The organism is Kitasatospora purpeofusca (assembly GCF_036010405.1).
Taxonomy (GTDB): domain Bacteria; phylum Actinomycetota; class Actinomycetes; order Streptomycetales; family Streptomycetaceae; genus Kitasatospora; species Kitasatospora purpeofusca.
This window is the reverse complement of record NZ_CP108561.1, coordinates 1255903-1271384: the sequence shown is the minus strand read 5'-3', so window position 1 is coordinate 1271384 and position 15482 is coordinate 1255903. Positions and strand designations below refer to the sequence as shown.

The window sequence follows — 15482 nt, the reverse complement described above, 5'->3', positions numbered from 1 at the left end:
TGCTAGCCTCATGGGCATGATCATGATAAAGCGGGGGGCCGGCCGGAAGGTGTCGGAGAACGAGGAGGCCGGTCCGCAACGGGCCCTGATCGCCTCCAGCTTCGTCAACCGGGTGGGCAACGGCCTCTTCAACGCCGCGTCCGTCCTCTACTTCACGCTCGTCGTGCACCTGCCCGCCACCCAGGTCGGGGCGGGCCTGACGATCGCCGGCCTCTGCGGCCTGGCGGCCGGCATACCGGCGGGCAACCTGGCCGACCGGTACGGGCCGCGCGTGGTCTGCCTGACCTCCCTCGCCGTCCAGGCCGTCTCCATGGCGGCCTTCGTCCTCATCGACAGCTGGTTCGTCTTCGTCCTGCTCGCCACCGTGGAGCGGCTGGCCGCCTCGGCGGGCGGCGCCGCGGGCGGCGCGCTCATCGCCAGGGCCGGCGGCGAGCGTCCCGCCGCGTTCCGGGCCAGGCTCCGGACCTACGTCAACCTCGGCGTGGTCACCGGCACCCTGGGTGCGGGCGTCGCCCTCCAGATCGACACCCGCGCCGCCTACACCCTGCTGATCCTCGCCAACGCAGCCAGCTTCGCCGGCGCCGCACTGGTCGTCCTGCTCGGCGTCCCCGCCTACCCGCCGCTGCCCCGGCCCGAACAGCACCGCCAGTGGTCGGTCCTGGCCGACCGGCCGTACGTGTCCTTCGTCGCCCTCTACAGCGCCATGGGCCTGCAGTACCAGACCGTCGCGCTGCTCCTGCCGATCTGGCTCAGCGCCCACACCGACGCACCGCGCTGGACCGTGGCGGCGGTCTACGCGATGAACAGCGCCGTCTGCGTGCTGTTCCAGAGCAGGCTCGGCTCCAAGGTGGAGACCCCCCGTCAGGGCGGGCGGGCCTTCCGCCTCGCCGGGCTGATGTTCCTCCTCAGCTGCCCCCTGATGGCACTGACGGCCGACGTCCCCGCCTGGGTGGCGCCGGTGCTCGCCGTGCTCGCGGTGGTCCTCCACAGCATCGGCGAGGTCTGGGAGTCCTCGGCCGGCTACGCCCTCGGCTTCGGCCTCGCGCCCGATCACGCCCAGGGCCAGTACCAGGGCCTGTTCGGCATCGGCTTCAACGCCGGCCAGGCCCTCGCCCCGCTGGTCCTGACCGGCGTCGTCCTCGGCCTCGGCCACACGGGCTGGCTGCTCCTCGGCCTCTTCTTCGCCGCCCTCGGTGCCGCCGCCCCGCCGCTGGCCGACTGGGCCGAGCGCACCCGCCCGGCACCCCCGACCCCCGACGTGCCCGACGTCCCCGCCGGGGCCCCCGACGACGGCTCCGCCCGGCTCAGCCCGTGACGGCCTCCGCGATCCGCCGGGCGGCCTGGGCGGGCGTGAGGTGCGTGGTGTCGACGACCTCGGCCTCCGCGTGCAGCCAGGTGCGGGCCGCCTCGGCGTAGGGCTCCAGGTACCTGAGGCGGAACGGCGACGGGCCGCCGAGCACGGTGTCCCCCTCGATCCGCCCGCGCAGCGTCTCCTGGTCGGCGTGGAGCACGAAGTGCCGTACGGGGATGCCGTGGTGGGCCAGGCCCGCCGCGATCTCGCGCCAGTACTGCTCGACCAGGACGGTCATCGGCATCACCAGGGCGCCCCCGGTGTAGTCGATGACCCGCCGGGCGGTCTCCACCACGAGCGGCCGCCACGGCGGCCAGTGCTGGAAGTTGTCCGTACTGGGCAGCCCCGGCGTGATGTCCATGAGCGTCTCGCCGACCTTCTCGGCGTCGAACACCCGCGAATCCGGGATCAGTTGCTGCACCAGCGCGGCCGTCGTCGTCTTGCCCGCACCGTGGGTGCCGTTGAGCCATACGATCATGCGCCCGATCCTAGCCAGGGGCCGCCGCCGGGGCGGGTCCCTCCGTCCGGGTTCGGGTCCGTCAGCTGTCTCCGACGGGCCGCAGACGGGCGTCCAGGAACGCCCGGACGCCCGCCCCGTCGGTCGCCTCCGTCGTGGTGGCCACCGCCTCGCCGTCCAGGACGAGCACGAAGGTCGGCGCGCCCAGCACCCCGTACCGTGCGGTGGCCCCCGGGCAGCGCACGATGTCGGTGCGGACGACGGCGACGCGGCCCGCGTACGCGCGGGCCACGTCCTTGATCACCGGTTCCAGGTCCTTGCAGGCGGCGGCCCACACGCCCCAGAAGTACGCGAGCACCGGACCGTCGACGTGCGCGAGCACGAAGTCGAATTCCGCGTCCTCCTTGGGATGGTGCACCCCGACTGCTGCCATGCGGTCTTCTCCTTCGTCGTCGCGACCGGCTCGCTCGCCGCCCCATTCTCCCTGGTCGGCGTTCCGCCGGCGGCACCAGCGCCTCGGAGCCCGGGCGCGGGCCGTCGGCCGCCCGCAACGGTCCCGTCGCCGGAGCGGGGCCCGGCCCACCACCGGGCGCCTCCCTGTGCCTACGCCCTGCCGCGGCACCCCGCGAGGAGGGCGGCGACCATCCGTGCCACCTCGTCCCGGCCGTAGTCGGGGCCGGTGATGGAGAGGTTGCCGATGGCGCGCATCAACGTGTAGGCGGTAATGCCGGGTTCGAGTTCGCAGGCGGCCGCGCAGGCGTCCAGGAGCGTCGCGCAGGCGGGGACGAGGGTGTCGAGCATCAGGGTGTGGAGGTTCTCCAGCCCCGGGTCGCCGGACCCCAGGGCCGCGCCGAGGCCGTGCTTGGTCACGAGGAACTCCACGAACGCGTCCGCCCAGCGGGTCAGGGCGGTGAACGGGGAGTCCGACTCCTCCAGCAGCCGGGGCGCGAGCGCGGCGCAGGTGTCGATCTGGTGCCGGTAGACGGCGGTGACGAGCTCGGCCCGGGTCGGGAAGTTCCGGTAGAGCGTGCCGACGCCGACGCCGGCGCGTTCGGCGATGTCCCGGACGGGGGCCTGGACCCCCTGCTCCACGAAGACCGCCGCGGCGGCCGCCAGCACGCCCTCGCGGGTGCGCTGCGCCTGCGCCTGCCGTACTCCGACCGGTTCCGGCACGGGCCTCTCCTTTACTCGCGGAACGATGTTCCGCTAGATTGGCGGAACGCTGCTCCGCCAAATTATGGCAGAGCCTTCTCCTGGAGAAAGCGCAGGTCCCCCATGTCCGTCCACCCTCTGGACCAGCGGATCGCCGCGGTCAAGCCCATCGCCGTCCCCGCCCCCGGCCGTAGCGTCGAGCTGCAGGTGAAGGTCACCGCCCCACTGTCGGGCCGGGACCTTCCCGTCATCGTGTTCTCCCACGGCAACGGCTGGTCCCTCGACGGGTACGGGCCCCTCGTCGACCGCTGGGCCGCGGCCGGATTCGTCGTCGTCCAGCCCACCCACCCGGACTCCCGCCGCAACGGCATCGGCTGGGAGGACCCGCGCTTCGCCGGCATCTGGCGCGTGCGGATCGCCGACCTCCACGCCGTCCTCGACCACCTCGGCGACGTCCTTCTCCAGGTGGACGGCCTGGAGGGCCGGGTCGACCGCGGACGCGTCGCGGTCGTCGGCCACTCCTGGGGCGCCCAGACGGCCGGCGCCGTCCTCGGCGCGCGCGTGCTCGACGCCGACGGTGTTCCCGGCGAGGACCACTCCCACCCCGCCGTCACGGCCGGCGCGCTGATCGCCGCGACCGGGACCGGCGACACGCTCACCCCGTTCGCCGTCGAGCACCTTCCGTTCATGAGGCCGGACTACTCCACCATGACCGTCCCCACCCTGGTCGTCGCGGGCGGCAAGGACCGGTCGCGGCTCTCCACCCGGGGGCCGGACTGGTTCACCGACGCCTACCACCTCGCCCCGTCCCCGAAGAGCCTGCTCACCGTCGCCGAGGGCGAGCACACCCTGGGCGGCATCGCCGGCGAGGCGGTCGCCGAGACCACCGACGAGGACCCCGCCCGGGTCGCCCTCGTCGCCGACGCGATCTCCGTCTACCTCCTCGACGCCCTCAAGGTCGACGGAACCGCCTGGACCGCCCTCACCGCCACCGCCACCGACGGCGCGTGGAGCATCTCCGGCAAGTGAGCCCGGCCCCTGGGTCCGACCCCCGGGTCCGACCTCCGCCCGGCCCGGCCGCCCGGCCCGGCCGCTACGTCCCCGCCTGCTGGTAGAGGGTCACCAGGAGCCCGTGCACCGGCTCGCCGTCCGGCTCCTCCTCCGCCCCGTCGACCAGTTCGGCCAGCGCCTTGGCCAGCTCGGCCGCCTTGGCCGGACCGAGCCGGATATGACGCAGCGTCAGCAAATGGCCGACGGGGGAGCGCTCCAACTCCTGCGCGACGGCGCCGAACAGCGCGGCCGTTCCCTCGGCCCGGGGCTGGGCCACCACGAGCCGCTCGGCGGTCCGCCGGTAGTACTTCTCGGTGCCGCCGCGCACCTGTCGCGTTCCCGCCTCCTGGATCAGCCCCGCCTCGCGCAGCGCCCCGAGGTGGTGGGAGACGCTGCCCTTGTTCACCCCCAGCCGCGCGGCGAGCCGGCTGATCGTCGACGGCCCGCCGCTCAGCGCGAACAGCAGACGCTGGCGCGTGGGGTGGGCGAGGGCGGTGTGCTGCAGGGACGTGCTGATCCGCTGGACGCTGTCGTCCGGGTCGTCCGGTTGGTGGCTCACCGAATCAAGCGTTAAGTACGTTTGACGCTTTGGCAAGCCGCTGGTGTACTCCCTGACATGACCTCCACCACATCTTCTCCCGCATCTTCTTCCGCGCTGGACACCGCCGCCGTCGTCGAGTCGGTCGCCGACCTGGTCCGCGAGAACTACGTCTTCCCCGATGTCGCCCGGGAACTGGCGGACCTGCTGCGCCGCCGCAGCGCCGACGGCTCCTACCCGACCGGATCCGAGGAGGAGTTGGCCGACGCGGTCACCGCGGACCTGCGGTCCGTCAACGGCGACCTGCACCTGGCCCTGAAGCACCACGCCGTGCCGGTGCCGCCCGAGCGGGGCGCGGCGGTGCTCGCCGAGATGCGGAGGAAGTTCGACGCCACCCTGGGCGGTGTCCCGCGCGTCGAGCTCCTCGACGGCGGCGTCGCGGTGCTGGAGATCTCGTCCCACATGTTCCCGCTGGACTGGGCCGCGCAGCCGCTGGCCGCGGCGCTGTCGCTGGTGGCACCGGCCGAGGCGCTCGTCCTGGACCTGCGCCGCAACCTCGGCGGCGACCCGGACACGGTGGCCTTCGTCTGCGGCTACCTGCTCGACGGCCGCACCCACCTCAACACCATGGTCTCGAAGCAGGGGGAGCGGGTCGCGCAGTCCTGGACGCCCCCGTTCGTGCCGGGCGCCCGCTTCGGCGCCGAGAAGCCGCTCTACGTCCTGACGAGCGGGAAGACCTTCTCCGCGGGCGAGGAACTCGCCTACGACCTGCAGCAGCTCGGCCGCGCCCAGGTCGTCGGCGAGGCCACCCGCGGCGGCGCCCACCCGCGCGACGGCTGGACGGTGCACCCGCACCTGGAGCTCAGCGTCCCCGTCGCCCGCGCCGTCAACCCGGTCTCGGGCACCAACTGGGAGGGCACCGGCGTCCGCCCCGACGCACCCTGCGGCGCCGAGGACGCGCTCGACCGCGCCCTGTCCCTGGCCGTGGCGCGCCTGGCCGGGTAGTGCGCCGCCGGGTGGCGCCCGGGCCGTGCCGTTCGGACCGCTCCGGTGGGCGGTCGCCTGCGGACGATCCCCTTCGCGCCGTCCTCATCCGGACACGGAGCAGTCTTGACCCCCCCTTCGGCCGGATGGACATGATGAAGCGTCAGTTCGCGCTTCCGTCGACGGGGCCCCGGTCCGGCCCCGGCCCCGGCCCCGACCCTGGCCGGCGACGAGGCCGGGCCCGTCGACCGGTGCGTCACCCCAGCTCCCGGCGCTCGCTGCTGGCCCCGAACGGCCGCTTCGCCGACCGCTCCCGGGCGGGCGACCGCAGCGACATCGCCAGCCAGTCGTTCGCCCTGATCGCCCTCTCACGCACCGCCGAAGGCGCCCCGCAGAGCGCCCGCAGCTTCCTGAGCCGTAGCCAGTGCCTCACCGGCGGCGGCTACCCCGTCTCCTTCGGTCCGACCACCTGCACCGGAGACCCCGACGCCACCGCGCTCGCCATCCAGGGCTACAACGCCGGCAGCGGCGCCGGCTCCTCCGGGTTCGCCCAGGGCTGGCTGGTCAACCAGCAGCGCCCGGACGGCGGTTTCGCGTCCGCCGGTGCCACCGAGCCCAACGCCGCGACCACCGGCCGGGTCTCCCACACCCTCGTCACCGTCGGATCCGGCAGCTTCTACCGGGCCCTCAAGTGGCTGGAGCCGCGCCAACTGCGCTGCTCCGCCCCTCCGGAGCAGCGCGGCGCCGTCCCGTACGACTCCAGCGGCTTCGACCGGCCCACCGCCGTCCGGGCGACCGTCCAGGCCACCCTGGCGTTCTTCCCCTCCCCGAAGGGCTTCGCCAGGCTGAGCGCGGCGGGTGCGAAGCCGGACTCGCCCGTCCTGTCGTGCTGAGGCCCGCTCCGTAGGGTCCGCGACCGGGCAACCCGCCGGTACGGGGCCCGGGGGAGCGGACGGCCCCCGGCGGTGGCGGTCGTGGTGGCTGTGTCGTGGCCGGGACCGTGTCGTTGGCCAGGTCGATGATCTTGCCCGGGCGGCCCGGGTCCGCCGGTGGCCGCCCGGGCCCGGCCTGAGAGGGGTCCTGATGGTGCGAGCGGGTACAGCGCGCCGCCGGTCGGCGACGGCGATGGTGATGACGGTGTGCGGGACGGTTCTTCCGCTGGTAGGCCAGGTGCGGCCGCCCACGCCGAGGAGGGTGCCACGCCGGTGGTCTACGACACGGTGGGCGTCTACGAGTACGTCGTCCCTGCGGGGGTCCGCGAGATCGAGGTCGCCCTGGTGGGCGCGGGCGGAGGGGGCGGCTACGTCGCCTGCGTCTTCCCCGTAGAGCAGGGGCACAGCTACCGGGTCGTCGTCGGGGGTGGCGCCGCCGGCGGCACCGGAACCGACGGCCGGGTCGTCATCACCCCCGCTCCCGCCCCCGGCACCGCCACCGACTGAACCACCGTGCCCCCGGCGCACCGCCGGGGGCGCGGCCGGTGCCCGGTCCCGTGAGTCCGGGCGGTCTCAGAATTCCGTGCGGGTGTCGCTGCGGGCGTCGCCGAGCGGGAATCGTCCGTCGTAGAGTCCGGCCCGGGCCGAGCGGCGCCACGGACGGGCGTGGCGGACGGCCATGGTGATGTCCTCGTCCGGCGAGTCGAGGTCGATGTCGGCGACCGCCAGGGCGGGACGCCCGTCCGCCGGGCAGCGCGCCAGCCACCGTCCGCCGGGTGCGACGATCCCGGACGGCACGGTGGCGCTGAACTGCGCCGGGACCGAGTAGCCGAGCCAGTAGTTGTGGAGCGTCCCGTACGCCTGGGCGACGCGGGCCCGGGGCGCGTCGTCGACCATCACGGACAGCAGGACGCAGTCGACGTCCAGGCGCTCGTACTCGGCGAACACCTCGGGGAAGTTGGCCTCGATGCACAGGGCGAAGCCGAACCGGACGCCGTCCACGTCGACGACGAGCGGCTGCTGCCCCGGGGAGTAGAGGAACGAGACCTCCGTGTGCGACAGGTACCGCTTGTCGTACCGTGCGACCGGCCGGCCGAGGTCGGAGACGACGTAGAGGCTGTTGTGCGGCCGGTGCGGCGGCGTCAGCGGGTGGATCGATCCGAACACCGTCCACAGCCCGAGCTTCCCCGCCAGCGCGGCGATCGACTCCGCCTCCTCGCGCAGGACGTCCCACGCGGCCCGGCTCCAGTCGGCCGGCACCCGCTCACCGGCCGGGCCGGTGGCCATCACGTGCTTGCTCGGGTAGGTGACCGCCCCCTCCGGGAACTGCACCAGCCGTGCACCCGCCCCGGCGGCCTCGACCATCAGGGCCCGGATCTCCTGCCCGGCCGCCCGCAGCGCTCCTCGATCCGCGGGGTCCTCCGGCACCGTGCTCTGCGCGACCGCCAGCCGCAATGTCTTCGCCACGCCGTGGACGCTATGGCACACCCGGGCTCCGGGGCCAGCGCCTACGCGGTCCCGGGCCGGACCCGGCCGGATACGAGCGGCCCGGTGTGTGACCGGCAGCTGCGACAGTGCGAGGCCGGCGCCACCCCGCCGGAGGTCCGAGCCCGCCCCGGCAAGCAGGGCTCACGGGTGGTTCGGGTTGATCCACACCGCGTCGAAGTCCGCCGCGCTGAACGTCGACGGGAACCCCTTCCACTCGTCCGCGGTCGTCAGGGGATAGCCCGGGTCGACCGCGAGCGTGACCGGGTCGAGGCGAACGTACTGGTCCCCCTTGAAGAGGTAGGTCCTGCCGTCGGGAAGGCGGACGCCGTCGTCGATGTCGGCGCCGAATCCCGCGTCGGCCAGGCTCGGTGCGATCGAGGAGATCGAGTCCGGCCCTTCGAGGATCCCGCTCGGATCGTTCGCGCGCAGGCAGCGGTCGTCGTGGAAGAACCAGTACGAGCCGTCCCCCACGTCGAAGGCGCCGTCGAGGTAGTCCTCGAAGCCGGTGCCCGTGAGGAAGCTCGCCCAGCCGTTGGTGATCGGCCAGGGATACGGGGGTTCGCCCGCGAGGTCGACGATGTTGTTCTGCGCGATGTCGTAGCGGACGTAGTTGCCGCCCTTGTAGAAGTAGACGTACCCGCCGGCGTCGTTCACGGCCGCGTTCAGGTCGCTCGCGAATCCTCGGGCCGCCGTGCTTCCCCAGTTCGTGGCGATCGCCTTCACGTACTCGACGGTTCCGGGGTCCGGGTCGAGCTGGTAGCGCGCGTAGTTCCCGCCTTTGACGAAGTAGATCTTCGCTCCCATGACGCACCTCCTCCTCGCGGCGCCGACTTTCGACGGCGTCACGTTGTGGTTTGCGTGGAGTCGTTGCCGCTGCCCGTGGTCCTTCCCCGATTGCCGGGCGCGCCCGGGCATGCGAATCCGGCCGGCGGCCCGCTACTGCGTCAGGTGCCCCCACGTCTGCGGCCCGACGACGCCGTCGACCGCGATGGCGACGCGCTGCTGGAACTCACGCACGCGGCCGTCCGTGACCGGGCCGAACCGGCCGTCGACAGCGAGCTGCAGGTCGGGCAGGTGACCGTTCAGCAGCCGCTGCAGCTTCCGTACCGCGGGGCCGTGCGAGCCCTGCTGCAGGGTGGGCGTACCGGCGGAGGCCTCCTGCGCCAGCTCGCCGTCCGTCAGCATGCCCCAGGTCCGGGGGCCGACCGTGCCGTCGACGATGATTTCGACGCGCCGCCGGTACTCGCGCACCCGGGCATCCGTCACGGGTCCGAAGCCCCCGTCGACGGCCAAGGAGGGCAGGTCGGGCACGTGCTCGTTCAGCAGGCGCTGGAGCTTGCGCACCGCCTCCCCCTGGGAGCCCTGGCTGAGCGTGGGGGTGCCGATGCCGTCCGACGCACCCGGGCCGGGTCCGGTGGTCCAGGTAGAACACGTACTTGCCGAGATCGCCGGCGTCGTCCACGCCGGTGAGGACGATGCTGTCGGTGAACTGCAGCGTCCGCGGGTCGTCGGGTCGGGTCCGGACCTGGCGGCGGGAGTCCGCGGACAGGAGCTGTCCCTGGGACAGGGCGATCGCCCCTGGGTTGTAGGCGTCGTCCTGGACGCCGAACAGGTCGGCGAAGACGTTGGTGAGAGCCTCGGACAGGACCTTGACGTCTGCCATGGTGCATCGATCCCTGGAATCAGGGCCGGGCAGCGAGACGCTTCCCCGAGCGGCGGCGACAGTGACCGGCCGTGTGAACTTCCGTCCCGCCGATTCGGTCAGGTGAGTTCCGGGTCGGCCGAACGCCCTTCCTCCCAATCTAACTCCGCTCCGGCGCGGTGTTCTGCACGGCACCGGTGATCGTCTTCGGTCCTGCGCGCCGGGAGGGGCCGGACGGCAGGCTCCGGCCCGTGTTCCGTCCGGCGTGCGTGGACCGGAGCATCCGGTCGTGGCCGGTCGGGCGTATCGCCGACCAGGGCCGACGGTCGCACGGCGAGCGGGTCCGCTGTTCGGTCCAGCCTGTCGGGCACTTTGAGAACAAGCATGCGTGATTGCTTTTTCTTCCGGTGGGTGCCAGTGTGCTCACCGACGGCGATCGTTGGGCCACCTCTGGGGGTAGGCGTGGGCGTGGGGTCGGAGGCCGGGGTGGGTGACCGGGCGGTGTTGCGGGTCGGGAACGCCTCGGGGTTCTACGGGGACCGGTTCTCGGCGATGCGGGAGATGCTCACCGATGGGCCGCTGGACGTGCTCACCGGGGACTATCTGGCCGAGTTGACGATGCTGATCCTGGCGCGGGACCGGCTGAAGGACCCCTCGCTCGGTTATGCGAGGACCTTTCTGCGGCAGCTGGAGGAGTGCCTCGGCCTGGCGCTGGAGCGCGGGGTGCGGATCGTGGTCAACGCGGGTGGGCTGAACCCCGCGCGACTGGCCGACGCGGTGCGGGAGTTGGCGAAGAGCCAGGGGCTCGACCCGGCCGTCGGGCATGTCGAGGGTGACGATCTGCTGCCGCGCCGGGAAGAACTCGGTCTTCCCGAAGGTCTGTTGGCGGCCAATGCGTACCTGGGGGCGTTCGGGATCGCGGAGTGCCTGCGGGGCGGGGCGGACGTGGTGGTGACCGGGCGGGTCACCGACGCGGCGCTGGTGGCCGGCCCGGCCGTCGCCCACTTCGGTTGGGGCCCCGGGGACTTGGACGCGCTCGCGGGCGCCGTGGTGGCGGGGCACGTGCTGGAGTGCGGTGCGCAGGCCACCGGCGGCAACTACGCCTTCTTCCGGGAGCACGACGTGACCCGGCCCGGGTTCCCGCTCGCCGAGCTCCACGCGGACGGGTCCAGCGTCATCACCAAGCACCCGGGCACCGGCGGCGCGGTCACCGTCGGCACGGTCACCGCCCAGCTCCTCTACGAGACCGGCGGCCCGCGCTACCTCGGCCCGGACGTCACCGCCCGCCTGGACACCGTCCGGCTGACCGGCGACGGGCCGGACCGGGTGCGGATCGACGGGGTGCGCGGCGAGGCGCCGCCGGCCACCCTCAAGGCCGGGCTCAACCGGCTCGGCGGCCACCGCAACGAGGTGGTGTTCGTCCTCACCGGGCTCGACATCGAGGCCAAGGCCGCCCTGGTGCGCCGGCAGTTCGAGGACGGGATGGCGGCCGACCGGCGGCCGGCCGAACTGCGGTGGACACTGGCCCGCACCGACCACGCCGACGCCGCCACCGAGGAGGCCGCCTCCGCGCTGCTGCGGCTCACCGCCAGGGACCCCGACCCGGCCCGGGTCGGGCGCGAACTCGGCCGGGTGGCCGTCGAGATGGGGCTGGCCGGGTACCCGGGCTTCCACCTCACCGCCCCGCCCGGGCCGGGCGCGCCGTACGGGGTGTTCGAGGCCGCGTACCTCGGGGCGGGGGAGGTCGAGCACACCGCCGTACTGCCGGACGGGCGCCGGGTGGCCGTCCCGCCCGCGCCGGTCACCGCCACCGTTCAGGAGGAGCAGAAGGAACAGGGGCCGGAAGAAGAGGGTGCGGACCCCGGCCCCACCCGCCGGGCTCCGCTCGGCCTGGTGGCCGGTGCCCGCAGCGGCGACAAGGGCGGCGACGCCAACCTCGGCGTCTGGGCCCGCGACGAACCCGGCCGGCGCTGGCTCTACCGCACCCTCACCACCGAACTGCTCCGCGAACTCCTCCCGGAGGCAGCGGAGTTGCCGATCGCCCGGCACCTCCTGCCGAACCTCCGCGCGATCAACTTCACCATCACCGGCCTGCTCGGCGAGGGCGTCGCCGCCCAGCACCGCTTCGACCCGCAGGCGAAGGCGCTGGGGGAGTGGCTGCGCTCGCGCCGACTCGACATCCCGGAGGCCCTGCTGTGACCGTCCTGCCCACCCGCCTCGACCCGGGCGGCGCCGAGTACACCGCGTTCCGGGAGGCGATGCTCGCCAGACTCGCCGACCTGGACGGCGAGCACGCCAAGGCGCTGGCCGGCGGCGGCCCCAAGTACGTCGAACGCCACCGCAAGCGCGGCAAGTTGCTCGCCCGCGAGCGGATCGAGCTGCTGATCGACGAGGACTCGCCGTTCCTGGAACTCTCCCCGCTCGCCGCCTGGGGCAGCGACCACCCGGTCGGCGCCGCGCTGGTCACCGGCATCGGCGTGGTCGAGGGCGTCGAGTGCGTGATCACCGCCAACGACCCGACCGTGCGCGGCGGCGCCTCCAACCCGTGGACACTGCGCAAGGCCCTGCGGGCCAACGAGATCGCCCTCACCAACCGGCTCCCGCTGGTGAACCTGGTCGAGTCCGGCGGCGCCGACCTGCCCAGCCAGAAGGAGATCTTCATCCCCGGCGGCGCGCTGTTCCGCGACCTCACCCGGCTCTCCGCCGCCGGAATCCCCACCGTCGCCGTCGTCTTCGGCAACTCCACGGCCGGCGGCGCCTACGTCCCCGGCATGTCCGACCACACCGTGATGGTCAAGGAACGCGCCAAGGTCTTCCTCGGCGGCCCGCCGCTGGTGAAGATGGCCACCGGCGAGGAGTCCGACGACGAGTCGCTCGGCGGTGCCGAGATGCACGCCCGGGTGTCCGGCCTGGCCGACCACTTCGCGCTGGACGAGTCGGACGCGCTGCGCCTGGCCCGCCGGATCGTCGCCCGGCTCAACCACCGCAAGCCGGGCCCCGATCCGGACCGCTCCGCCGAGCCGCCGAAGTACGCAGAGGAGGAACTGCTCGGCATCGTCCCCGGCGACCTGAAGGTCCCCTTCGACCCGCGCGAGGTGATCGCCCGGATCGTCGACGGATCGGACTTCGACGAGTTCAAACCGCGCTACGGCAGCAGCCTCGCCACCGGCTGGGCCCGGCTGCACGGCTACCCGGTCGGCATCCTGGCCAACGCGCAGGGCGTGCTGTTCAGCCAGGAGTCGCAGAAGGCGGCCCAGTTCATCCAGTTGGCGAACCAGCGGGCGGTCCCGCTGCTGTTCCTGCACAACACCACCGGCTACATGGTCGGCAAGGACTACGAGCAGGGCGGCATCATCAAGCACGGCGCGATGATGATCAACGCTGTCGCCAACTCGCGGGTGCCGCACCTGTCCGTGCTGATGGGCGCCTCGTACGGGGCGGGGCACTACGGCATGTGCGGGCGGGCCTACGAACCGAGGTTCCTGTTCGCCTGGCCGAGCGCCAAATCGGCGGTGATGGGGCCGCAGCAACTGGCCGGGGTGCTGTCGATCGTCGCCCGGCAGTCGGCCGCGGCGAAGGGACAGCCCTACGACGAGGACGCGGACGCCGCTATCCGGGCGATGGTGGAGCAGCAGATCGAGGCCGAGTCGCTGCCGGTGTTCCTGTCCGGCCGGCTCTACGACGACGGGGTGATCGACCCGCGCGACACCCGCACCGTGCTCGGGCTCTGCCTCTCGGCGATCCACAACGCGCCGGTCGAGGGCGCACCCGGCTACGGCGTCTTCCGGATGTGAGGGAGCTTCCCGCGATGACCACCGACCACCCGCGCACCGACGAACACCTCCTGATCACCGACCGGCCGATCACCGACCGGCCGATCACCACCCCGCCGATCACCGACCTGCTGGTCGCCAACCGGGGCGAGATCGCCCGCCGGATCTTCCGCACCTGCCGCGAACTCGGCATCGCCACCACCGCCGTGTACGCCGACCCGGACGCGGCCGCCCCCCACGTCCGGGAGGCCGACACCGCCGTCCGGCTGCCCGGCGCCGCGCCCGCCGACACCTATCTGCGGGCCGACCTGATCGTCCGCGCCGCGCTCGACGCCGGGGCCGACGCCGTCCACCCCGGGTACGGATTCCTCTCCGAGAACGCCGAGTTCGCGCAGGCCGTGCTGGACGCCGGCCTGTGCTGGGTCGGGCCGCCGCCGGCCGCGATCGCCGCGATGGGGTCCAAGACCGCCGCCAAGCACCTCATGCGCAAGGCCGGCGTGCCCGTGCTGGACGCGCTCGACGCCCCCACCGGGGCCGACCTGCCGCTGCTGGTCAAAGCGGCCGCCGGCGGGGGCGGGCGCGGCATGCGGATCGTCCGGGACCTCGCCGACCTGCCGGCCGAACTCGCCGCCGCCCGGGCCGAGGCCGCCAAGGCCTTCGGCTCGGACGAGGTGTTCTGCGAGCGCTACCTGCCCACCGGCCGGCACGTCGAGGTCCAGCTGCTCGCGGACGCCCACGGCACGGTCTGGGCGGTCGGCGACCGCGACTGCTCGCTCCAGCGGCGCCACCAGAAGGTGATCGAGGAGGCCCCGGCCCCCGGCATCCCGGCCGAGGTCCGCACGGCCCTGCACGCCGCGGCGGTGAGCGCGGCCCGCGCGATCGGCTACACCGGCGCCGGAACCGCCGAGTTCCTGCTCGCCGAGGACGGCCGGTTCTGGTTCCTGGAGATGAACACCCGGCTCCAGGTCGAGCACCCGGTCACCGAGGCCGTCACCGGACTCGACCTGGTCGCGCTCCAACTCGCCGTGGCGGAGGGGGAGAAGCTCCCCGGCCCGGACGCGCCGCCGACCACCGGGCACGCCGTCGAGGCCCGGCTGTACGCGGAGGACCCGGCCAAGGACTGGCAGCCCGCCACCGGCACCCTGCACCGGCTCGAACTCGCCGGCGAACACCAGGAGTTCACCTCGACGGGCGGGGCCGGACTGCGACTGGACTCCGGGGTCGCACCCGGCGACGTGATCACCCCGCACTACGACGCGATGCTCGCCAAGGTGATCGCCTGGGCGCCGACCCGCGCCGCCGCCGCCCGGCGGCTGGCGGACGCACTGGCCCGCGCCAAGGTCCACGGACCGGCCACCAACCGGGAGTTGCTGGTCCGGGCGCTGCGCCACCCGGCCTTCCTCGCCGGGCGGGTGCACACCGGCTTCCTGACCGAGCACGCGGCCGGGCTCCTCGCGCCGGACGCCGAGGGCACCGGCCGCGCGGCGCTGGCCGCCGCCCTCGCCGAGGCGGCCGCCCGGTCCGCGGCGCGGACCGGAGCCCTGCCGTCGGGCTGGCGCAACCTGCCGTCCCAGCCGCAGGAAAGGCGCTACCGCACCGAGGACGGCGCGGAGACGGCGGTCCGCTACCGGCTCACCCGGGACGGGCTGCGGGCCGAGGAGCACCCCGGGGCGGCGCTGGTCGAGGCCACCGCCGAGCGGGTGGTGCTGAGCGAGGGCGACGTCCGGCGCACCTACGCGGTCGCCCGCCACGGCGACCGGATCCACGTCGACACGCCGTTCGGCAGCACCGTGCTCACGGCGCTCCCGCGCTTCCCCGACCCCGTCCGGCAGACCGACCCCGGCGCCCTGCTGGCCCCGATGCCGGGCACCGTCGTCCGCACCGCCGCCGAGGTCGGCGACACCGTCACCGCAGGGCAGCCGCTGCTCTGGCTGGAGGCGATGAAGATGGAGCACAGGGTCACCGCCCCCGCCGACGGCGTGCTCGCCGAACTCCGGGCGACCCCCGGGCAGCAGGTCGAACTCGGCGCGCTGCTCGCCGTCGTGCACCCCGCGTCCTGACGTACCGCGCGTCCTGACCTGCCGCGCGTCCTGCAACCCCCTCCGTCCTGAAGCA

General features: G+C 73.8%; 15 protein-coding genes. 8 read left to right on the top strand and 7 right to left on the bottom strand.

The annotated features are described in order from the left end of the window. Positions 1-16 precede the first annotated feature (16 nt). Entirely contained in the window at positions 17-1315 is a 1299-nt protein-coding gene (locus tag OG715_RS05560) for an MFS transporter (RefSeq protein ID WP_266276852.1), read from the top strand. Here the strand turns inward: OG715_RS05560 and OG715_RS05555 are convergent. From OG715_RS05555 to OG715_RS05545, 3 genes are all read right to left on the bottom strand, one after another. Continuing rightward, on the bottom strand, positions 1305-1829 hold the full coding sequence (locus OG715_RS05555; protein ID WP_266276855.1) for an AAA family ATPase: 525 nt from the start codon (positions 1827-1829) through the stop codon (positions 1305-1307). The two genes, OG715_RS05560 and OG715_RS05555, sit on opposite strands and share 11 nt — an antisense overlap. Before the next feature lie 61 nt (positions 1830-1890). Continuing rightward, on the bottom strand, positions 1891-2241 hold the full coding sequence (locus OG715_RS05550) for a thioredoxin family protein (protein WP_266276857.1): 351 nt from the start codon (positions 2239-2241) through the stop codon (positions 1891-1893). A 170-nt stretch (positions 2242-2411) separates the two neighbouring features. After that, positions 2412-2981: a TetR/AcrR family transcriptional regulator gene (locus OG715_RS05545; RefSeq protein WP_266276859.1), complete on the bottom strand. Its 570-nt coding sequence runs from the start codon at positions 2979-2981 to the stop codon at positions 2412-2414. Between the two features lie 102 nt (positions 2982-3083). Between OG715_RS05545 and OG715_RS05540 the strand changes: the two genes are divergently transcribed. Beyond that, positions 3084-3989, top strand: a complete 906-nt coding sequence (locus OG715_RS05540) for an alpha/beta hydrolase family protein (RefSeq protein WP_266276860.1) — start codon at positions 3084-3086, stop codon at positions 3987-3989. A 64-nt stretch (positions 3990-4053) separates the two neighbouring features. Here OG715_RS05540 and OG715_RS05535 read toward each other — a convergent pair whose 3' ends face one another. Continuing rightward, positions 4054-4569, bottom strand: a complete 516-nt coding sequence (locus tag OG715_RS05535) for an ArsR/SmtB family transcription factor (RefSeq protein ID WP_266276861.1) — start codon at positions 4567-4569, stop codon at positions 4054-4056. 57 nt (positions 4570-4626) lie between these two features. Between OG715_RS05535 and OG715_RS05530 the strand changes: the two genes are divergently transcribed. From OG715_RS05530 to OG715_RS05520, 3 genes are all read left to right on the top strand, one after another. Further along, positions 4627-5553 carry a S41 family peptidase gene (locus tag OG715_RS05530; protein WP_266276863.1) on the top strand — a complete coding sequence of 309 codons (927 nt, stop codon included), beginning with the start codon at positions 4627-4629 and terminating at the stop codon, positions 5551-5553. 230 nt (positions 5554-5783) lie between these two features. Continuing rightward, positions 5784-6425 carry a prenyltransferase/squalene oxidase repeat-containing protein gene (locus OG715_RS05525; RefSeq protein WP_266276865.1) on the top strand — a complete coding sequence of 214 codons (642 nt, stop codon included), beginning with the start codon at positions 5784-5786 and terminating at the stop codon, positions 6423-6425. A 312-nt stretch (positions 6426-6737) separates the two neighbouring features. Continuing rightward, positions 6738-6971, top strand: coding sequence for a hypothetical protein (locus OG715_RS05520; RefSeq protein ID WP_266276867.1), 234 nt, complete (start codon positions 6738-6740; stop codon positions 6969-6971). A 66-nt stretch (positions 6972-7037) separates the two neighbouring features. On the opposite strand, the gene OG715_RS05515 is transcribed toward OG715_RS05520, so the two are convergent. From OG715_RS05515 to OG715_RS05505, 3 genes are all read right to left on the bottom strand, one after another. Further along, the gene (locus OG715_RS05515) at positions 7038-7931 is read right to left on the bottom strand and encodes a carbon-nitrogen hydrolase family protein (RefSeq protein WP_266276869.1); all 894 of its coding nucleotides are present in this window, start codon (positions 7929-7931) and stop codon (positions 7038-7040) included. 162 nt (positions 7932-8093) lie between these two features. Beyond that, on the bottom strand, positions 8094-8756 hold the full coding sequence (locus tag OG715_RS05510; RefSeq protein ID WP_266276871.1) for a hemopexin repeat-containing protein: 663 nt from the start codon (positions 8754-8756) through the stop codon (positions 8094-8096). 132 nt (positions 8757-8888) lie between these two features. Then, positions 8889-9296 carry a peptidoglycan-binding domain-containing protein gene (locus OG715_RS05505; RefSeq protein WP_266276872.1) on the bottom strand — a complete coding sequence of 136 codons (408 nt, stop codon included), beginning with the start codon at positions 9294-9296 and terminating at the stop codon, positions 8889-8891. Positions 9297-10146: 850 nt separating this feature from the next. Between OG715_RS05505 and OG715_RS05500 the strand changes: the two genes are divergently transcribed. From OG715_RS05500 to OG715_RS05490, 3 genes are read left to right on the top strand one after another with little or no spacing between them, the layout of a single operon-like run. Then, complete coding sequence (locus tag OG715_RS05500) at positions 10147-11793, top strand: acyclic terpene utilization AtuA family protein (protein ID WP_407661094.1); 1647 nt, start codon at positions 10147-10149, stop codon at positions 11791-11793. Next, a complete protein-coding gene (locus OG715_RS05495) occupies positions 11790-13388 on the top strand; it encodes an acyl-CoA carboxylase subunit beta (protein ID WP_266276875.1) in 1599 nt (532 codons plus the stop codon). The genes OG715_RS05500 and OG715_RS05495 overlap by 4 nt, the downstream gene beginning before the upstream one ends. Before the next feature lie 14 nt (positions 13389-13402). Next, complete coding sequence (locus OG715_RS05490; protein WP_266276878.1) at positions 13403-15427, top strand: acetyl/propionyl/methylcrotonyl-CoA carboxylase subunit alpha; 2025 nt, start codon at positions 13403-13405, stop codon at positions 15425-15427. Positions 15428-15482 lie beyond the last annotated feature (55 nt).

What these genes read in the sequence shown, in the direction of transcription:
- OG715_RS05560 (WP_266276852.1), top strand. Translation starts at nt 17, where the DNA reads ATGATCATGATAAAGCGGGGGGCCGGCCGGAAGGTGTCGGAGAACGAG.
- OG715_RS05555 (WP_266276855.1), bottom strand. Translation starts at nt 1,829, where the DNA reads ATGATCGTATGGCTCAACGGCACCCACGGTGCGGGCAAGACGACGACG.
- OG715_RS05550 (WP_266276857.1), bottom strand. Translation starts at nt 2,241, where the DNA reads ATGGCAGCAGTCGGGGTGCACCATCCCAAGGAGGACGCGGAATTCGAC.
- OG715_RS05540 (WP_266276860.1), top strand. Translation starts at nt 3,084, where the DNA reads ATGTCCGTCCACCCTCTGGACCAGCGGATCGCCGCGGTCAAGCCCATC.
- OG715_RS05530 (WP_266276863.1), top strand. Translation starts at nt 4,627, where the DNA reads ATGACCTCCACCACATCTTCTCCCGCATCTTCTTCCGCGCTGGACACC.
- OG715_RS05510 (WP_266276871.1), bottom strand. Translation starts at nt 8,756, where the DNA reads ATGGGAGCGAAGATCTACTTCGTCAAAGGCGGGAACTACGCGCGCTAC.
- OG715_RS05500 (WP_407661094.1), top strand. Translation starts at nt 10,147, where the DNA reads ATGCGGGAGATGCTCACCGATGGGCCGCTGGACGTGCTCACCGGGGAC.
- OG715_RS05490 (WP_266276878.1), top strand. Translation starts at nt 13,403, where the DNA reads ATGACCACCGACCACCCGCGCACCGACGAACACCTCCTGATCACCGAC.